We start from the raw sequence: 15,978 nt of genomic DNA, 5'->3' as shown, positions 1-15,978 counted from the left end.
GTGCGGGCGTAGGATAAGCGCCACACGAGAGTGGGTCGCCGACCGATCTGCATCCGCCTGACGCCTCTTCCCCGCGTCCCCTCCCGCGCTGCCCCTGGAACATCTTTTCCCCTTCGACGACGACGGAGCGTTACCTCATGGCCGCTACTCTCACGCCCAATACGCTGGGCCAACACTGCCGCATCGACCGTGGCCCCAACTGGTTGTTCGTCCGCCTGCCCGACCTCAAATCCGACGCGGCGACCGACCACCTGGTCGACGAGATGTGGGAGATCTGCTCCCGCCACTTCACGTACCGGCTGGTGGTCGAGCTGGACGACCTCAAGAAGATGCCCAAGCCGCTGACCGCGCAGCTCGACGAGCTCCGCGACAAGCTGCACGCCCAGGGGGGTTCACTCCGCCTGTGCGGCGCGAACAGCGACTGCGAGCAGACGCTCTCCGGCGCCCACTTCGCGATGCCGCTCCGCAGCCACGCCAGCCGCAGCGCGGCCGTGCAGGGCTAGCCGCCCCGGCCGACGCCACGGGCGAACAACGACCACCGGCCTTAGCCCCGGCGTTCACGCCGGGGTCGAGGCCATCGAAACAGCGACTTGAGCCCCGTTTGACGGGGCTTTTTTGTTGGCTGAGCGACTGCGTAGGCCGGAACAAGTGCAGCGCCGTTCCGGCACACTGAGCAAGCCGAAGCACGTCGGGCGTTCGCTCATGGTAAAGTAGAGTTATGGATAGGCTCTACATCGAAACATCGATCGCAAGCTTCGCTACAGCGCGACCGAGCCGCGATGTAGCGATCGCTGGCCTACAGCAACAGGCCCGCGATTGGTGGAGCACACAACGCGATAACTTTGAGCTTGTCACCTCTCAGCTCACCCTCGATGAGGCGAGCCGAGGAGACCCCGAAGCCGCCTCAGAGCGCCTTCGGCTACTGGAGGGCCTGCCGCTAGTCGGCATCTCCGAAAATGTCCTGTTGCTCGCCGAACAATTGATTGCAGCGCACGCCATGCCTGAGAAAGCGGCTGCGGACGCCCTGCACGTTGCCGCTGCGGCTGTGGGCGGAGTAAAATACCTACTGACGCTAAACTGCCGACATATCGCCAACGCCCACGAGCTCCCGCGCATCTACCGCCTATTCGATGACGCGGGTTATGGGGGACTGCTGATCTGCACGCCGGCTGAATTCCTCGGAGGGGAGGACAACGATGACCAGTAATCCCATCATTGACGAACTACACAGAGTACGCAGTGAATTGCTGGCGGAGTCGGGCGGCACGCTCAAAGGACTTGTCGCCGACCTTCAGAAACGCCAGCAGGCCTCCGGGCGCGAGATCCTCTTACCACCGACGAAGCCCCTTCCTGCTGCTGCGCAAGTCGACCCCAGCTTGACCAAGCAGCAGAGTGAGGCGTCTTCCGGCGGGGGCTAAGGTAAAATCGCCGGAACGGCGCTGCGCGTAATGCCGCCTGCCGGCTGGGATCTCTCCTGTTCGATGGCCGCCCAGCCCATGAACCTCGCCTCGCACTACCGCCAGATCGACCGCCGCTCGAACCGGCACGCCGACATCTTGGCGCGCCTGCGGATCTACGGCCCCTGCGACCCCAGAACGACCATCTTGCTCGAGCAACTTGGAAAGGACGCCCAACACTCGCAACTCACCCGTGCGCAGCTCTGCGCCATGATCGCCAACGCCTCGGAGATCACCGAAGCCGAGCACGACCGTTGGCTGCGCAACGTCGCAGAGGACGCTTGGACCTACGATTGCCCTCTCCCGCGACCAGAGTTCGAGGACTACTTCGCCGAGCAGAAGCGGCGTATCAACAAGCCCGACTACGACAAGGACTTCGGATCGGACTCGCTCGAACTCTACGAAATCGTCGGTGTGCCCGATGTCTACCTGCTCGTCACCACCATTGGCGATCCCTCGTCCGACGCCGGCACAACCGAGCTGCGTCACTTCCTCGACCGTGGTTCCGCCGTTGTGCCCCTAGCTCTGCCCGCACACTCCGGCGGCGACGCCTTGGTGCTGGCTTGACGCCATGCCTATCGTAGGCCGGCAACAGGCGTCAGCGCCGTTCCGGCGTTTCGCGGCCGCAACTGCCGGAACGACGCTGCGCTTGTTCCGGCCTACCAACTCGCGCATCATGGCGTCGCGTAGCCGTCCTACGCTACTCGAAATTCCACCGGTTGATTTCCCTCATGAGCACCAACCCCTACCTTTCCCCCGAGACGGACTTTGAACAAGAGCCGGCCACACAAACCGAGGCAGTCCTCAAAGGCCGGCGGTTGGTTGCGACCATCGCTTGGCTGCTTGTAGCGATCTCGGGGCAAGCATCGCGACACTTGTCAGCGTGCAGGGGGCCGAGCGTATTGTCGTGCGGCTCGTCCGGTTTTTCTTCACGGTGCTGATCGCCGTGAACCTCTACCGCGGCGCGACCTGGGCCCGCTGGCTATCCGTAGTGCTCTACTCGCTCGGCGCGTTCGTTGCGGCGTTGGCCGCGTTCGCATTTGTCACCAACGGATTCGTCTTTGGCGGGGTGGCGATGGCCGCCATGGCGCTCGCCTACGGCGTGTCGGTGGTGCTGTTGACGACTTCCAGCAGAGTGAGCGCGTACTTCGAGTCCTGTCGATAGCGGTGGCCTACCGGTACAACCCACGCTCGGCGATGTACCCCGCCACGCCTTCGGGCGTCATCCCCTCAATCGACTCACCGGCCGCCACGCGGCGGCGGATCTCGCTGCTGCTGAGGTCCGACAACGGCATCTCGACGATCGTCACGCCGTCGACCTCGGGGAGCGGCTCGCCGGGGCGGTGGACAACCAGCAGGCTGGCGAGCTGGCGGATCGCTTCGGGCTCGCGCCACTTCGGCAGATCGGCCAGCGTGTCGGCGCCCATCAAGAGGTAGAGCTCGGCGTCGGGCGCCTGGTCGTGCACGGCGCGGAGCGTGTCGACCGTGTAGCTGACGCCGCCGCGGGCGATCTCGAGGTCGCTCACTCGCAGGCTTGGGTCGGAGTCGGTCGCTAGGTGGAGCATCGCCAGGCGGTCTTCGTTCGCGGCTACCGGGCCGTGCGGCTTGTGCGGCTGCACGGCCGCGGGGACCAGCCACACCTCGTCGAGGCGGGCCGCGTCGCGGCACGCGCGCGCGAGGGCCAGGTGGCCGTGGTGCACCGGGTCGAAGCTGCCGCCGAAGATACCGAGTCGCTGGGCCAGGGGTCTGCCGTGAGTGTGGGTGGTGAGCTGGGGGGCGAAGGGGTTATCGTAATCGGTTCCGCTGCGGGAGTCATGCCGCGGGTGGGCGTTGCGATCTCCACGAGTTGAGTAGCCTCCGGCGGAAGCCAGAGGTTTGGAACCAGAGAGAAAGCAACCACCGGGGCAAAACCTCCGGCTTCCGCCGGAGGCTGCGGATTCTCCCCCTACTTCTTACATTGCGAGCGAAACGTTTCCACTTGGCCAGCAACCAGCAATCGCTGTTCGACGACGACCCCGCTCCGTGGGAATTGGACGCCGCTGCGCAGCAGACGCTCGCCACGGTGGTGCTGACCACTGGGCCCGACAATGAGTACGACTACCTGATCCCCGACGAGCTGCTCGACGCGCGGCGGCCGGAGACCCTGCTCGAGGTCGGCCGGCGGGTGCGGGTCCCCTTCGGCCGCGGCAACCGCACGGAGGTCGGCTACTGCGTGGCGGTCGGCTCGAAGCCAGCGCCGGGGCGCAAGCTGAAGTCGATCGCCGGTGTGCTCGACAAGCAGTCGCTGCTCACGCCGCATATGCTGCGGCTGACGCGGTGGATGGCCGACTACTACCTGTGCCCGTGGGGCCAGGTGCTCGAGGCGGTGGTGCCCGCCGGTGTGCGGGGCCAGGCCGGCACGCGGGAGGTGACGCTGCTCAGTGTGCCGACGCGGGTCGCCGCGCGGGTCACCACGCTCGACGTCACGGACAAGCAACGCGACGTGCTGCAGGCGCTCGCCAACAGCCCCAAGCCGCTGACGCTCAAGCAGCTCGCCACACGGGTTGGCTGCACCTCGGCGCCGATCAACACGCTCCGCAAGCAGGGCCTGATCGAGTCCCGCGTCGAGCGGCTCGACCAGGGCGAGCTCGAGGCGCTCGTGGTCACGCGTGAGGCGCCCAAACAGCTCAACGACGATCAGGCCACGGTGCTGCGCGAGATCTACCGCGAGCTCGACGCCGCGCGGCACAGCACGCTGCTGATCCACGGCGTGACCGGCAGCGGCAAGACCGAGGTGTACATCCAGGCGATCGAGAAGGTGGTGTCGTTCGGCCGCCAGGCGATTGTGCTGGTGCCCGAGATCAGCCTCACGCCGCAGACGGTCGGGCGGTTCCGGGCGCGGTTCGACCACATCGCGGTGCTGCACAGCCACTTGTCGGACGTCGAGCGGCACCGGCACTGGAAGAAGATCGCCGCGGGCGAGGTGCAGGTGATCGTCGGCGCCCGCAGCGGGGTGTTCGCCCCGACGCCCGACCTCGGCCTGATCGTCGTGGACGAGGAGCACGAGACCACCTTCAAGCAGGACTCGGCGCCGCGGTACCACGCGCGGGAGGTCGCCCAGCGCCGCGCGGCGGACGAGAACGTGCCGCTGATCCTGGGGAGCGCGACGCCGGCGCTGGAGTCTTGGCAGCGGGCGGCGGCGGGCGAGTACAAGCTGCTGTCGATGCCGCGGCGGGTCAACAACTGGCCGATGCCGGCCGTGCGGCTGGTCGACCTCCGCGAGGACCACAACCGCCGCGGGGCGCTGAGCCGGAACCTGATGCAGGCAATGGACGCCGCGCTGCGGGACGGCGGGCAGGTGATCCTGCTCCTGAACCGCCGCGGCTTCTCGACCCACGTGCAGTGCCCGGCCTGCGGCGCGTCGGCCAAGTGCCCGGAGTGCGAGATCTCCCTCACTTTCCACCGGCAGGACGCGATCCTGCTGTGCCACTGGTGCGACCACCGCCAGGCGCCGCCGCAGGTCTGCCCCGACTGCGGCAGCACCGCGATCCGCTACGGCGGGCTCGGCACGCAGAAGCTCGAGGCCGAGGTCCAGGCCCGCTTCCCCAGGACCCGCGTCCTGCGGATGGACGCCGACACCATGCGCCGGCCCGGCAGCCACGAGACCGCGCTCGACGCCTTCCGCAACGGCGAGTACCGCGTGCTGCTGGGGACGCAGATGATCGCCAAGGGCCTCGACTTCCCGAACGTCACGGTGGTGGGGGTAATCAACGCCGACACCGCGCTCAACTGGCCCGATTTCCGCGCCGGCGAGCGGACCTTCCACCTGGTGACCCAGGTCGCCGGCCGCACCGGCCGGGGCGAGAAGGGGGGCCGCGTGCTGGTGCAGACCTTCGACCCCGAGCACCCGGCGATCGCCGCCGCCGCCCGGCACGACTACGACGCCTTCGCCCGCGTCGAGCTGCCGCAGCGCGAGGCGCTCGGCTACCCGCCCTACGGCTCGATGATCCGCTTTGTCTGCCGGGGCGAGAGCGAGCAGCAGACCGCCGCGCTCGCCCAGCAGGCGGTCGACCAGATCCAGGCCGCCTGGGGGGACGACGATCCGCTGCGGCCCGGCGGGCCCCTGAAACTCCGCGGGCCGGCGCCGGCGCCGATCGCCAAGCTGCGGGGCGAGTTCCGCTACCACGTGCAAGCAATGCACCCAGACGGCGACCGCCTCCGGGCGGCGGTCAAGGCGGCCCTGGCGAAGCTGACCCCACCCGAGGGGCTCCGCTGGATCGTGGACGTCGACCCGTGGGAGATGATGTAGAGCTGGGTCGGCAGCACGGGCACAATGCCATTGGTCCCACGCCGCCAGAGCCCGTAAGATACCAGGACCCCACGCCCTCGACCTCACACCGCTGCGCATGTCCTACGAGAGTTTCAAACGCGTTCTCGGCGAGTCGAACCTAGAGCGGAAGTGCCTGCTCTGGTTCGGGGTATCGCTCAGCGTGATGCTCTTCCTGATCTTCTACTACTTCAGCGTGTGGGTGAAAGGGCAGTACGCGGAGAACGACCGCAAGCTCGGCCCCGAGCTCGTCCGGGCCGCGTGGCTGGAAGAGCACTTCAACATTGTCGAGAAGATGGTCGCGGAGCCCCGCGCCGATCGCAGCCAGCAGACCGGCCCGTTCGCCGCGGACGACGAAGCGGCGGCCGCCGCGCCGGAGTCGCTGGAGGTTGGCCTGTACCTGCAGGCGCTGGAGAGCAGCAAGACGGTCGGCAGCCGCTTCGACTGGTACGCGATCCTGCCCGAACCAAGCTCGCGGAACCTGGCCGAGGAACGCGACTACATCTACTACTACCCGGGTCGCTACGACTACGAGCGGGAGTTGCTGCAGGACATCTTCGCCAACCCGACCGCGCCCAAGGAGGACGATTCCTCGTCGGACGGCCGGGCGGCAGAGGACCGTCCTAAGAACTTCCAGGAACGCGTGGTGAACCTCGACGGGCGGATGCGGTACCGGTACTACCAGCCGCTCTACGCCGACAAGAGCTGCGTCGACTGCCACCGGGCCCTCGGCGGCGCGCCGCGGCCCTACGTCGAGGGCGACCTGCTGGGCGTGATCTGCGTCGAGGTCGACCGCGAGCAGGCCGAGGGCAACCTGGCGAGCCTCCGCGCGTCGATGTGGACGGCGGCCGTGCTGATCGCGTTCATCTCGATGTTCCTGCTGTACTTCATCATCCGCTACGTGATCGTCAAGCCGGTGCAGCACCTCCGCGACGTGGCCAACGCGGTCCGCGAGGGCGACATCGAGCAGCGCGCCGAGATCCTCACCGGCGACGAGTTCGAGGAGCTGGCGGCGTCGTTCAACCGGATGCTGCGGCGGCTGCTGCGGCAGCAGGACGCGTTGCAGGAGGTCAACGAGGAGCTCGACGCCAAGATCGACCAGATCGCCCAGGCCAACATGCGGCTGTTCGAGATGAACCGCCTGAAGAGCGACTTCCTGGCCACCATGAGCCACGAGCTGCGGACCCCGCTCAACAGCATCCTCGGCTTCTCCGACGTGCTGGCCGGCGTCGAGGGGCTGAGCGACAAGCAGCAGCGGTACGTGTCGAACATCCAGCGCAGCGGCCGCATGCTGCTGGAGATGATCAACGACATCCTCGACCTGGCGAAGATGGAGTCGGGCAAGATGGACATCCGCCCGACCGACTTCCGCATCGACGCGGTCGTCAGCGCCCAGTGCGACATGGCCCGCCCGCTGACCGAGCGGAAGAACATCGACCTCGACTGCGACTTCGCCCCCGACCTGCCGATGATGCGTCAGGACCAGGGCAAGCTGCAGCAGATCCTCAACAACCTGCTGTCCAACGCCATCAAGTTCACGCCCGAGGGGGGCCGGATCGTGGTCCGCACCGCGCGGCACGACGACCAGTACGCCCGGCTGACGGTCGAGGACACCGGCGTGGGGATTAGCGAGGCAGACCAGACCATCGTGTTCGAGAAGTTCCGCCAGGGCGGCTCGGCGCAGCCGCAGGGCAACGCGATGACGCGCGAGCACTCCGGCACCGGCCTGGGGTTGTCGATCGTGCGCGAGCTGTGCCGCCTGCTCGGTGGCGAGGTGTCGCTCTCCAGCGTGCTGGGCAAGGGGAGCACGTTCACGGTGCTGCTGCCGTGGGAGGTGTCGGTCAACCAGAACATGGAGGCCCACCTGCAGCAGGAGGTCGCCGAGCTGACCCGCACCACGCTGGCCAGCGACTGAGGCTCTACGCATTGCGCACGGGTGGTAATCATCAACCTAACATCGCGTCGTAGCCCCCGGCTCTGCCGGGGGATTGTCCCGCGGGCAAACCGTGCCATCTGTTCGATCCCCCGGCAGAGCCGGGGGCTACGAATCGCGAGGTTGCCGCAGCCGCAAAGGGATTCAACCGACACCCTCGCACCGGTGCGGGGTTGGTCTGACGGCGTGGTGAATACTGGCAGCCGCCCCGACGCCTGCTTCCCCCGCCACACGCCACGCCGCTTCTGCTAGACTAGCGGCTTATTGCTCCCGCCTCTTACCTCACGATCAGGCGCACGGTTTATGCAAAAGCTTGTTTGGGCGTTGGTTCTGCTGCTGGTGGTGCTCCACCAGGACAACTGGTTCTGGGAGGACGGCACGCTGGTGTTCGGCTTCATGCCGATCGCGCTGTTCTACCACGCGTGCATCTCAATCGCGGCGAGCGTCGTGTGGTTCATGGCGACCCGCTTCTGCTGGGACGACGACCTGACAGCCGAATCGCACGGCGAGGAGGCCACCAAGTGACTGAACTCATTGTCATCTGCTGCTACCTCGCGCTGCTCGTTCTGCTCGGCCTGTTCGCCAGCCGGCTGTTCTCGGGCTCCAAGGAGGACTACCAGCTCGCGAGCCACTCGATCGGCCCCTTCCTGCTGCTGATGTCGCTGTTCGGAACGACCATGACCGCGTTCGCGCTGGTCGGCTCGACCGGCGAGGCGTACTCCGCGGGCGTCGGCGTGTACGGGCTGATGGCCTCGTCCAGCGGCATCATCCACTCGCTCTGCTTCTTCCTGTTGGGCATCCGGCTCTGGCGGCTCGGCAGCAAGTACGGCTACAGCACCCAGGTGCAGTTCTTCCGCGACCGCCTGGGCAGCGACAAGATCGGCCTCCTGCTGTTCCCGATCCTGGTGGGGCTCGTGGTGCCGTACCTGCTGGTCGGCGTGATCTCCAGCGGCACGGTCATGCAGGCGATGACCGCCGGCGCGTTCCCCGACCTGTTCCCGAGCAAGAACCCCGGCATCGCCGGCGGCATCCCCCCGTACATCGGCATGCTGATGATCTGCGGCGTGGTGCTGGTGTACGTGTTCTTCGGCGGCATGCGCGGCACGGCCTGGGCCAACGCCTTCCAGACCGCCGTGTTCATGGTGCTGGGCATCGTCACGTTCTGCGTGATCGCCAACAAGCTCGGCGGCGAGGGTAACCTGCTGGCCAACATGCAGAAGCTGAGCGCCGCCGTGCCGCCCGACAAGGCGACCCGCATCGCGATGTCAAAGACCGAGTTCTTCACGTACCTGTTCGTGCCGTTCTCGGTCGGCATGTTCCCGCACCTGTTCCAGCACTGGCTCACCGCCAAGAGCGCCGAGAGCTTCAAGCTGCCGGTGGTCGCGCACCCGATCTTCATCATGATCGTGTGGGTGCCGTGCATCCTGATCGGCATCTGGGCCACGACCGACCTGATGCCGACCCGCCCGCCGCTGCCCAAGGTGCCGGGCACCGACATCGTCAACCCGAACGCGATCCTGCCGTTCCTAGTGAAGACCCAGACCAGCGCGCTGTTGGGCGGGTTCCTGGCGGCCGGCGTGCTGGCGGCGATCATGTCGTCGCTCGACAGCCAGTTCCTCTGCCTGGGCACGATGTTCAGCACCGACATCGTCAACCACTACCGCAAGGAACCCCTGTCCGACCGGGCCCAGGTGTTCACCACCCGGGCGTTCATCATCGGCATCGTCGCGCTGACGTACCTCTTGAGCCTGAGCAACACCAAGAGCGTGTTCAACCTGGGCGTGTGGAGCTTCAGCGGCTTCTCGAGCCTGTTCCCGCTGGTGTTCGCCGCGCTTTACTGGCGCGGGCTCACTAAGGCAGGCGCGTACGCGGGCATCCTGACCGCCATCTGCATGTGGTGCTGGCAGTTCGCCGCGTCCGACTACGGCGAGATCCGCGACTACACGTTCGACCTCACCCTCGGCGACGCGGTCTACAAGATGCAGCCGGTGGCGCCGATCTTTTTGGCATCGGCCGTGGCGCTGGTGGTGGTGTCGCTGGTGACGCCGAAACCCGACGCGGCCGTGCTGCGGAAGTTTTTCCCCGAAAGGGCGTAGCTCCCTCCACGATTTCCTAGCCCACGGCGCCAGCCGTGGGACAGACTCTCTCCCCCTGCGGGGGAGGGACGGGGTGGGGGCGAACCGGGTACACGGCGCACCCCCACCCTAACCCTCCCCCATGGGGGGAGGGAATTTTTGGCTCGTAGCAGCGCAAGCACTCGTGAAGATCGCCTACATCGCCGCCGGAGCCGCTGGGATGTACTGCGGGAGTTGTCTGCACGACAACACCCTGGCGGCGGCGATGCTCGAGCTCGGCGAGGACGTCATCCTCGTGCCGACCTACACGCCCCTGCGGACCGACGGCAAGAACGTCGGGATCGAACGGGTGTTCATGGGCGGGGTCAACGCGTACCTGCTGCAGACCTCGCGGCTGTTCCGGCTGATGCCGCGGTGGCTGTCGGGCCTGCTCGACCGGCCGGGATTCTTGAACTACGTCACCCGCGGCGCGGCGAGCGTCGACCCGGCCAAGCTCGGCGGCATGACGGTCAGCATGCTGCAGGGCGAGCTCGGCAACCAGGCCACGCAGCTCGACGAGCTGGTCGACTGGCTCATCGACGACGTCCGGCCCGACGTGGTGCACCTGTCCAACTCGATGCTGATCGGCATGGCCCGGCGGATTAGCGAGCGGGGCGGCCCGCCGGTCGTCTGCGCCTTGTCGGGCGAGGACATCTTCCTCGAGGCCCTCAAGCCGCCCCACTACGAGCAGGCGCGTGAGCTCTTGCGAGAGCGCGCCGCCGAGGTCGCCGCCTTCACGGCGCTGAATAACTACTACGCCGACTTCATGGCCGACTACCTAAGCGTCGACCGCGGGAAGGTGCATGTCATCCCCCACGGGTTGAATCTGGCCGACTATCCAAAGCCGCGCAGCGGCGTCCAAGCTCCCCCTCCCCGGCAGGGGGAGGGGCTAGGGGAGGGGGTAGACGTAAAAAGACAAGAAAGTGCTCCTGTACCGGTCAATTCCCCCGCTGAGAACGCCCCAGCACAAGCACACGCCGTGGAAGGCGACGCCCCACCCTCCCCTAACCCCTCCCTAGAAGGGAGGGGGACTGAGGGCCACCCGCTCACGGTGGGCTACCTCGCCAGGGTGTGCCCGGAGAAGGGGCTCCATCTGCTGGTCGAGGCCTGCACGCACCTGGCCGCGTCGCGGCCCGACCTCGACTTTACGCTCAAGGCGGCCGGCTACCTCGGCGAGGGCGACCGCCGGTACCTCGAGAAGCTGCAGGCCGAGGTCGCCCAGGGCCCGCTCGCCGAGCGGTTCGAGTACCTCGGCGAGCTCGACCGTCCGCAGAAGCTGGCGTTCCTCCATTCGCTGGACGTCTTCAGCACGCCGACCGTCTACCGCGAGAGCAAGGGCCTGCCCGCCATCGAGGCGCTGGCCCACGGCGTGCCGCTGGTGCTGCCGGAGCACGGCTCGTTCCCGGAGTTCGTCGAGCACACCGGCGGCGGCCTGCTGTTCCCCCCCGGCGACGCGAACGCCCTGGCCGCCCAGATCGCCCGCCTGCTGACCGAACGCGCCTACGCCCAGCAGCTAGCCGACGCGGGGCACGGCGTGGTGCACGACCACTACCATGATGAACGGATGGCGCGAGAGACCGTCGCGGTTTACCAAAAGCTCACTGCCAACAACTCGCCAAACCAATCGGCATAGTGGCACGACTCTCCGAGGTCGTGAACTAGCGGCGTTGCCGGCTGATGAATGCATCAGGCACTGGTCTGACTCCCCGGGCGACACATGCGCTGGGCAGCTAGGGCTTAAGCCAACCGCGGAGCGTCTCGGCGACTTCTAAAGCCGACTGCGGGCGATCTCTTGGCTTCTTGGACATCATCTTTGCACAGAGCTGCGAGAGAATCGCTGGCGTATCAGCCCGGCTTTTAGCAATCGCCGGCGGTGGCGTCACTTGATGGCAGAGCAGGCGTTCTGAAACCGAGCCGGCAGCGAACGGAGGGCGCCCCGTCAGCAGAAAGTAGAGCACACACCCGAGGCTGTAGATGTCACGGCGATGATCTGCTCGCTCGGACGACAGGGCGGCCTCCGGCGCCAGGTAATCGACGCACGGAAGCACCTCGGGAAGCTCTGCATCGGAACAATACGTAAGCGTGCTGATCGCTGGCGCGGGGGCAGCGGCCACCAGCTCGGCGTTGCCGCGGTGGTCCAGGACGAGCGTCGTGGGGCGGACATCACGATGGACCCCCCCTTGGCGATGCAGTTCTTCAAGCTGGAGCGCCGCATTAAGGGCGTAGCGAGCGGCCCGGCGGTGGTCGAGCGGACCGACCCGTTCGACGAGCTGCTGAAGATTAATCATTGACTCTTCTCTGGCCGGCGCTTCGGTGAGAATCTCCCCCTGGGTTTCCGACAACGCTATTCCCCGCCAGCATTCTTGGCGTTCGCAGCGAGCACGCCGACCGTGGTTCCTATCGAGAGGCCGAACGCCGCCCCCAGAGCGACGCCGATTCCGACGTTTCCCAGGGCGGCGCCGAGCGCCGTTCCGATTCCCACGCCAATCGACAATCCGAGCGACATGCCCAGGGCGAGTTTCTCGTTGGCCTTCGTCGCGGCGTTCTGGTCGGTCGTCTCGTGGTCCATAGAACAGCTTGCAAAGGGTTGGCGGGGTGGGCTAGCAGTCTGCCCTGGCGGCTAAATCCGGCACTGGTCGGCCTTGGCCGCCGACGCCTGGCGGGCGACCTCGCGGTTGCCGCGTTGCACCAGCTGGCCGCAGGCGGCCTCGATGTCCTGGCCCATCGAGTAGCGCGTGGTCGTCGTGACGCCGGCGTCCTTCAACACCTGGGCGAACCGCTTACGGCCCTCGGGCGGCGTGCCGACCAGGTGCGGCGCGCCCTCGATCGGGTTGTAGGGGATCAGGTTCACGTGCACCAATAGTCCTTCGCACCACGCGGCGAGTTCTTGGGCTTCTTCGAGAGAGTCATTCAAACCCGCCAGCATCAGGTGCTCCAGCATCACCGGCTTGCCCTGCAGCCGGTTAAGTTGCTCGATGGTCGCCCGCAGCTGGTCGATCGGGTAGCGGCGGGCGAGCGGCACAATCTGCTCGCGGGCCTGCTGCCGCACCGCGTGCAGGCTCAGCGCGAGGTTGACCTCCGGGAACCGCCGGGCGAGCCGCACCATCGCGTCGGGGATGCCCACGGTGCTGACCAGCACCCGGTTCATCGGGTGGTGGAAGAGCTGCGGGTGCGCGAGGGCGGCGAGCACCTCGTGCAGGTTGGCCTCGTTGTGCAGCGGCTCGCCCATGCCCATGAACACCAGGTTGCGGACGCGGCGGTCCTCGGCGGCCAGGCGCTGGTTCGCTTGGACGAGCTGGTCGAGGATCGCAGCGGCCGGCAGGTTGCGGGCCATGCCCATCTTGCCGGTGGCGCAGAAGTCGCACGCGGCGGCGCAGCCGATCTGGCTCGACACGCACAGCGCGGTGCGGCCGGTCCCGGGCCGCAGGATGACCGACTCGATCAGGTAGCCGGCGTCGGTTTTGAAGATCAGCTTCGACGCGCCGTCCTGCTGCGAGTCGGCCCGGTGGTCGAGCCGCAGCAGGTGGAAGTCGACCCGCTCGGCAAACGCCCGCCGGGCGCCGTCGGGCAGATGGGCGAGCGCCTCATCCGCCGAGGCGCCCTTCTTGAAGAACGCGATCCGCAGCCGGCGCAGCAGACCCGGCTCGATACGCCGCTCGCTGCGGAGCTGGTCGATGCGGTGGGCGTCGTGGATCGGGATGCGGTCAATCATCGTGTTGGAAAGTAGCCGGCGAGCTACGCCTCGGCGGCTAGAACGTAACCTCGATGTAGCCCTGCGGATCAAGCGAATCCAATGCGTCTTGGACGAGATCGATCTTCTTCTGAACCTTCGGCCACGAAGTCGTCAGCAGCACGACGATCCCGAGGGTTCGCTCACTCAGGTTCTGCTGGTAGCGCAGATTCTGGTCTGTCGTGAGCAGGCAGTCGAACCCGTCAGATTCCGCCGCGGAGATCAGGTCGCCGTTGGCCAACTCGGACCAGCCGCGTTCGGCGGCGGTTTCGACCGAGTGGGTCTGCAACTCTCGTCTGAGGGGGACCGGGACACCTTGGTCGAACAGCACTCTCATGACGCCGCGGGCTCGGAGAGGCTCGCCGCTGCGTGCTCCAATACCTGCTCTGCTTGCGTGCGTGACACACCCGGGAACCACTCGAGGTACGCGTCGATGGTCGCGCCGTCCTCGAGGTTCTCGAACAAGCTGCGCACGGGGACGCGCGTGCCGCGGAACACCCAGGCGCCGCTCAGTACGGCGGGGTCGCGGGTGACTGATTCGCATTGGTTCCAGTTGATAGCCATACCCGAATTGTACCACTTTAACGGAGGACGTCCCAGCAAACTCCCGCCGAGGTGTAGCTCGCCGGCTATTCGGAATCGTCGTCGGTCTGTTCCCGCCCTAGCCGCACCAGCTTCCGCAGCTCGTCGGGGCTGGTGACGAACTTCCACTGCCGCTTGGCCATCTCGGCCAGGCCGCCGGGCGGGGTCTTCATCTCGTTGCGGTAGTACTCGCAGAACACCTTGCCGATCCAGCGGGTCACCAGCGCCTGGACCGTGCCCTGCAGCAGGCTGCCGGTGATCGTGCCGACGCCCGGCACGGTCTTCAGCAGCGAGCCGAGCGCCGCCCCCAGGGCCGGCGCGGCGGCGCTCGCGCCGAGCGTGGCGATCAGGTTCTTGCTGAGCTGCGCGAGCATCTCGACGACCGTGTCGGTGTCGATCTTCTGCTTGTAGACGGCCGCCAGGTCGACCACCATCTTGACGGTCACCGCGCTGCCGCCGGCCAGGTCCAGCAGCGGGATCGGGATCAGCCCGACGCCGCCCGCGGCCCACATGTAGCGGTTGATGACGCGGTCGGCCTCCTCGTCGAGCGCGACCAGCACCTTCTCCTTGGCGTCGTCGACCAGGCCGCGGGAACGCGTCAGCAGGTTGGCCAGCAGCAGGTCGCCCCCCTCTTTGCGGACGATCGTCATGAGTCGCTTTGCGAGCGGCGAGATGTCCGGCGGGTCGGTCACCTCGCCGACCTCCTCCGAGCCGTCGGGCAGCACGCGGACCTGGCGGCGGGTGGTGGAGCTCGCCCGCACCGCGACGATGTCCTCGGCCGCCACGGCGGGGCTGGCCTGCTCGGCGAGCTGGGCGAGCAGCTCCGGTTGCTGCCGCGCGTCGTACCAGTCTTCCTTGTTCAGGCAGAGCACCACCCGCTTCTCCATCTTGGCGAGCAGCTCGAGCAGCTCTTGCTCGTAGTGCTTCAGCGGGCCGTCGACGACGAACAGCACCAGGTCGGCCGCCTCGGCCGCCTCGATCGCAACGCGGCCGTGCGATTCGTCGTCGGCCTCGGCCAGGCCGGGCGTGTCGACCAGCACCACCTTGTCCTGCCCCGACCAGGGGACGCTGCTCTTGGCGATGGTCGTGCCGCCCACGACGCTCGAGCGGAACGCGTCCTGCCCGCACAGCGCGTTGAGCAGCGATGACTTGCCGCTAGAGATGGTGCCGAAGGCGACGATTTCCAGCCGGCGGTGCTCGCGTTTGGACTCGAGCTCCTCGGTCATCCGCTCCAGCTCCGCGCGGAGCTTGGCCTTCATTGCCGAGGTGGCGGCGTAGTCGCGGCCGGCGGCCAGGTTGTCGGCCAGCTCGGCCTCGCGTTCCTTGGCAGACAGCTTGCTGGGATCCTTGGCGCGGCGGGCGTGTTCCTTGTGCTTTGCGCGGGCGTTCTTCACGAGCCGCAGGAACAGGTAGCCGACGCCGCCGGCGAACGCCAGCGCGCCGAGCGACACCACCGCCAGGTAAGCGTAGCCGACCGTGGGGTTAATCTCGGCCGCGCTGTTGTACTGCGCGATCACGTTCGGCGTGACGCTCACCACCGCGTAGCCGCCGCCGATCAGCAGCAGCACCAGCAGCAGGCCGGCGGATGGTTTGCGGAGTCCCATCATGGGCGGGGTTGGTTACCTGAACGGGGCTGGGGTGGGTAAGATCGTGGTGAGCGTCAAGGAATCTATCTTACCGCAGAAGACGCGCGGTTCGCAGTGGCGGGCCCGAAACGGCGCCGGCAGCCGGCGAGTCGGAAAACGGGGACTGGCTCGACGTGCTGGTCCGGCTGGACCCCCAGCACCATGCAGCGGGGCGTCGTGCCTGTCCCCGTTTTTCGACGGACCACCGGAATTGGAAGTCTTAGGGGCGCC

At 67.2% G+C, this 15,978-nt stretch carries 17 protein-coding genes; 10 read left to right on the top strand and 7 right to left on the bottom strand.

What is annotated here, in order from left to right; all coding sequences use genetic code 11:
- The first annotated feature begins 137 nt into the window (after nucleotides 1–137).
- The 5 genes from Pla123a_RS03135 (at nucleotide 138) to Pla123a_RS03115 (ending at nucleotide 2,622) form a co-directional block, all read left to right on the top strand.
- Nucleotides 138–503 carry a hypothetical protein gene (locus tag Pla123a_RS03135; RefSeq protein ID WP_146584061.1) on the top strand — a complete coding sequence of 122 codons (366 nt, stop codon included), beginning with the start codon at nucleotides 138–140 and terminating at the stop codon, nucleotides 501–503.
- 215 nt (nucleotides 504–718) lie between these two features.
- Entirely contained in the window at nucleotides 719–1,207 is a 489-nt protein-coding gene (locus Pla123a_RS03130) for a type II toxin-antitoxin system VapC family toxin (RefSeq protein WP_146584060.1), read from the top strand.
- On the top strand, nucleotides 1,197–1,418 hold the full coding sequence (locus tag Pla123a_RS03125; protein WP_146584059.1) for a hypothetical protein: 222 nt from the start codon (nucleotides 1,197–1,199) through the stop codon (nucleotides 1,416–1,418). Before Pla123a_RS03130 ends, Pla123a_RS03125 begins: the two co-directional genes overlap by 11 nt.
- 63 nt (nucleotides 1,419–1,481) lie before the next feature.
- Nucleotides 1,482–2,024, top strand: a complete 543-nt coding sequence (locus Pla123a_RS03120) for a hypothetical protein (RefSeq protein ID WP_146584058.1) — start codon at nucleotides 1,482–1,484, stop codon at nucleotides 2,022–2,024.
- Between the two features lie 268 nt (nucleotides 2,025–2,292).
- Nucleotides 2,293–2,622, top strand: a complete 330-nt coding sequence (locus Pla123a_RS03115; protein WP_146584057.1) for a hypothetical protein — start codon at nucleotides 2,293–2,295, stop codon at nucleotides 2,620–2,622.
- Nucleotides 2,623–2,629: 7 nt separating this feature from the next.
- Here Pla123a_RS03115 and nadD read toward each other — a convergent pair whose 3' ends face one another.
- On the bottom strand, nucleotides 2,630–3,181 hold the full coding sequence (nadD, locus tag Pla123a_RS03110) for a nicotinate-nucleotide adenylyltransferase (protein WP_261342742.1): 552 nt from the start codon (nucleotides 3,179–3,181) through the stop codon (nucleotides 2,630–2,632).
- Between the two features lie 233 nt (nucleotides 3,182–3,414).
- Between nadD and priA the strand changes: the two genes are divergently transcribed.
- From priA to Pla123a_RS03085, 5 genes are all read left to right on the top strand, one after another.
- Nucleotides 3,415–5,745, top strand: coding sequence for a replication restart helicase PriA (priA, locus tag Pla123a_RS03105; RefSeq protein WP_231956306.1), 2,331 nt, complete (start codon nucleotides 3,415–3,417; stop codon nucleotides 5,743–5,745).
- Between the two features lie 97 nt (nucleotides 5,746–5,842).
- Complete coding sequence (locus tag Pla123a_RS03100; RefSeq protein ID WP_146584055.1) at nucleotides 5,843–7,678, top strand: ATP-binding protein; 1,836 nt, start codon at nucleotides 5,843–5,845, stop codon at nucleotides 7,676–7,678.
- A 321-nt stretch (nucleotides 7,679–7,999) separates the two neighbouring features.
- Nucleotides 8,000–8,221 (top strand): DUF3311 domain-containing protein, encoded by a 222-nt coding sequence (locus Pla123a_RS03095; protein WP_146584054.1) that lies wholly within the window; start codon nucleotides 8,000–8,002, stop codon nucleotides 8,219–8,221.
- Nucleotides 8,218–9,792 carry a sodium:solute symporter family protein gene (locus Pla123a_RS03090; protein WP_146584053.1) on the top strand — a complete coding sequence of 525 codons (1,575 nt, stop codon included), beginning with the start codon at nucleotides 8,218–8,220 and terminating at the stop codon, nucleotides 9,790–9,792. Before Pla123a_RS03095 ends, Pla123a_RS03090 begins: the two co-directional genes overlap by 4 nt.
- Nucleotides 9,793–9,955: 163 nt before the next feature.
- Complete coding sequence (locus Pla123a_RS03085) at nucleotides 9,956–11,443, top strand: glycosyltransferase family 4 protein (protein ID WP_197527617.1); 1,488 nt, start codon at nucleotides 9,956–9,958, stop codon at nucleotides 11,441–11,443.
- Nucleotides 11,444–11,540: 97 nt separating this feature from the next.
- Here Pla123a_RS03085 and Pla123a_RS03080 read toward each other — a convergent pair whose 3' ends face one another.
- The 6 genes from Pla123a_RS03080 to Pla123a_RS03055 form a co-directional block, all read right to left on the bottom strand.
- Nucleotides 11,541–12,098, bottom strand: a complete 558-nt coding sequence (locus Pla123a_RS03080; RefSeq protein ID WP_146584051.1) for a protein kinase domain-containing protein — start codon at nucleotides 12,096–12,098, stop codon at nucleotides 11,541–11,543.
- A 56-nt stretch (nucleotides 12,099–12,154) separates the two neighbouring features.
- Nucleotides 12,155–12,379 carry a hypothetical protein gene (locus Pla123a_RS03075; protein ID WP_146584050.1) on the bottom strand — a complete coding sequence of 75 codons (225 nt, stop codon included), beginning with the start codon at nucleotides 12,377–12,379 and terminating at the stop codon, nucleotides 12,155–12,157.
- A gap of 51 nt (nucleotides 12,380–12,430) precedes the next feature.
- Nucleotides 12,431–13,522 (bottom strand): 23S rRNA (adenine(2503)-C(2))-methyltransferase RlmN, encoded by a 1,092-nt coding sequence (rlmN, locus tag Pla123a_RS03070; RefSeq protein WP_146584049.1) that lies wholly within the window; start codon nucleotides 13,520–13,522, stop codon nucleotides 12,431–12,433.
- Between the two features lie 37 nt (nucleotides 13,523–13,559).
- Complete coding sequence (locus Pla123a_RS03065) at nucleotides 13,560–13,877, bottom strand: hypothetical protein (protein ID WP_146584048.1); 318 nt, start codon at nucleotides 13,875–13,877, stop codon at nucleotides 13,560–13,562.
- A complete protein-coding gene (locus Pla123a_RS03060; RefSeq protein WP_146584047.1) occupies nucleotides 13,874–14,104 on the bottom strand; it encodes a DUF433 domain-containing protein in 231 nt (76 codons plus the stop codon). The genes Pla123a_RS03065 and Pla123a_RS03060 overlap by 4 nt, the downstream gene beginning before the upstream one ends.
- A gap of 65 nt (nucleotides 14,105–14,169) precedes the next feature.
- Nucleotides 14,170–15,726 (bottom strand): YcjF family protein, encoded by a 1,557-nt coding sequence (locus Pla123a_RS03055; protein WP_197527616.1) that lies wholly within the window; start codon nucleotides 15,724–15,726, stop codon nucleotides 14,170–14,172.
- Between the last annotated feature and the right edge of the window lie 252 nt (nucleotides 15,727–15,978).

The organism is Posidoniimonas polymericola (genome assembly GCF_007859935.1).
Lineage (GTDB): Bacteria > Planctomycetota > Planctomycetia > Pirellulales > Lacipirellulaceae > Posidoniimonas > Posidoniimonas polymericola.
This window is presented reverse-complemented; position numbering and strand designations above follow the sequence as displayed.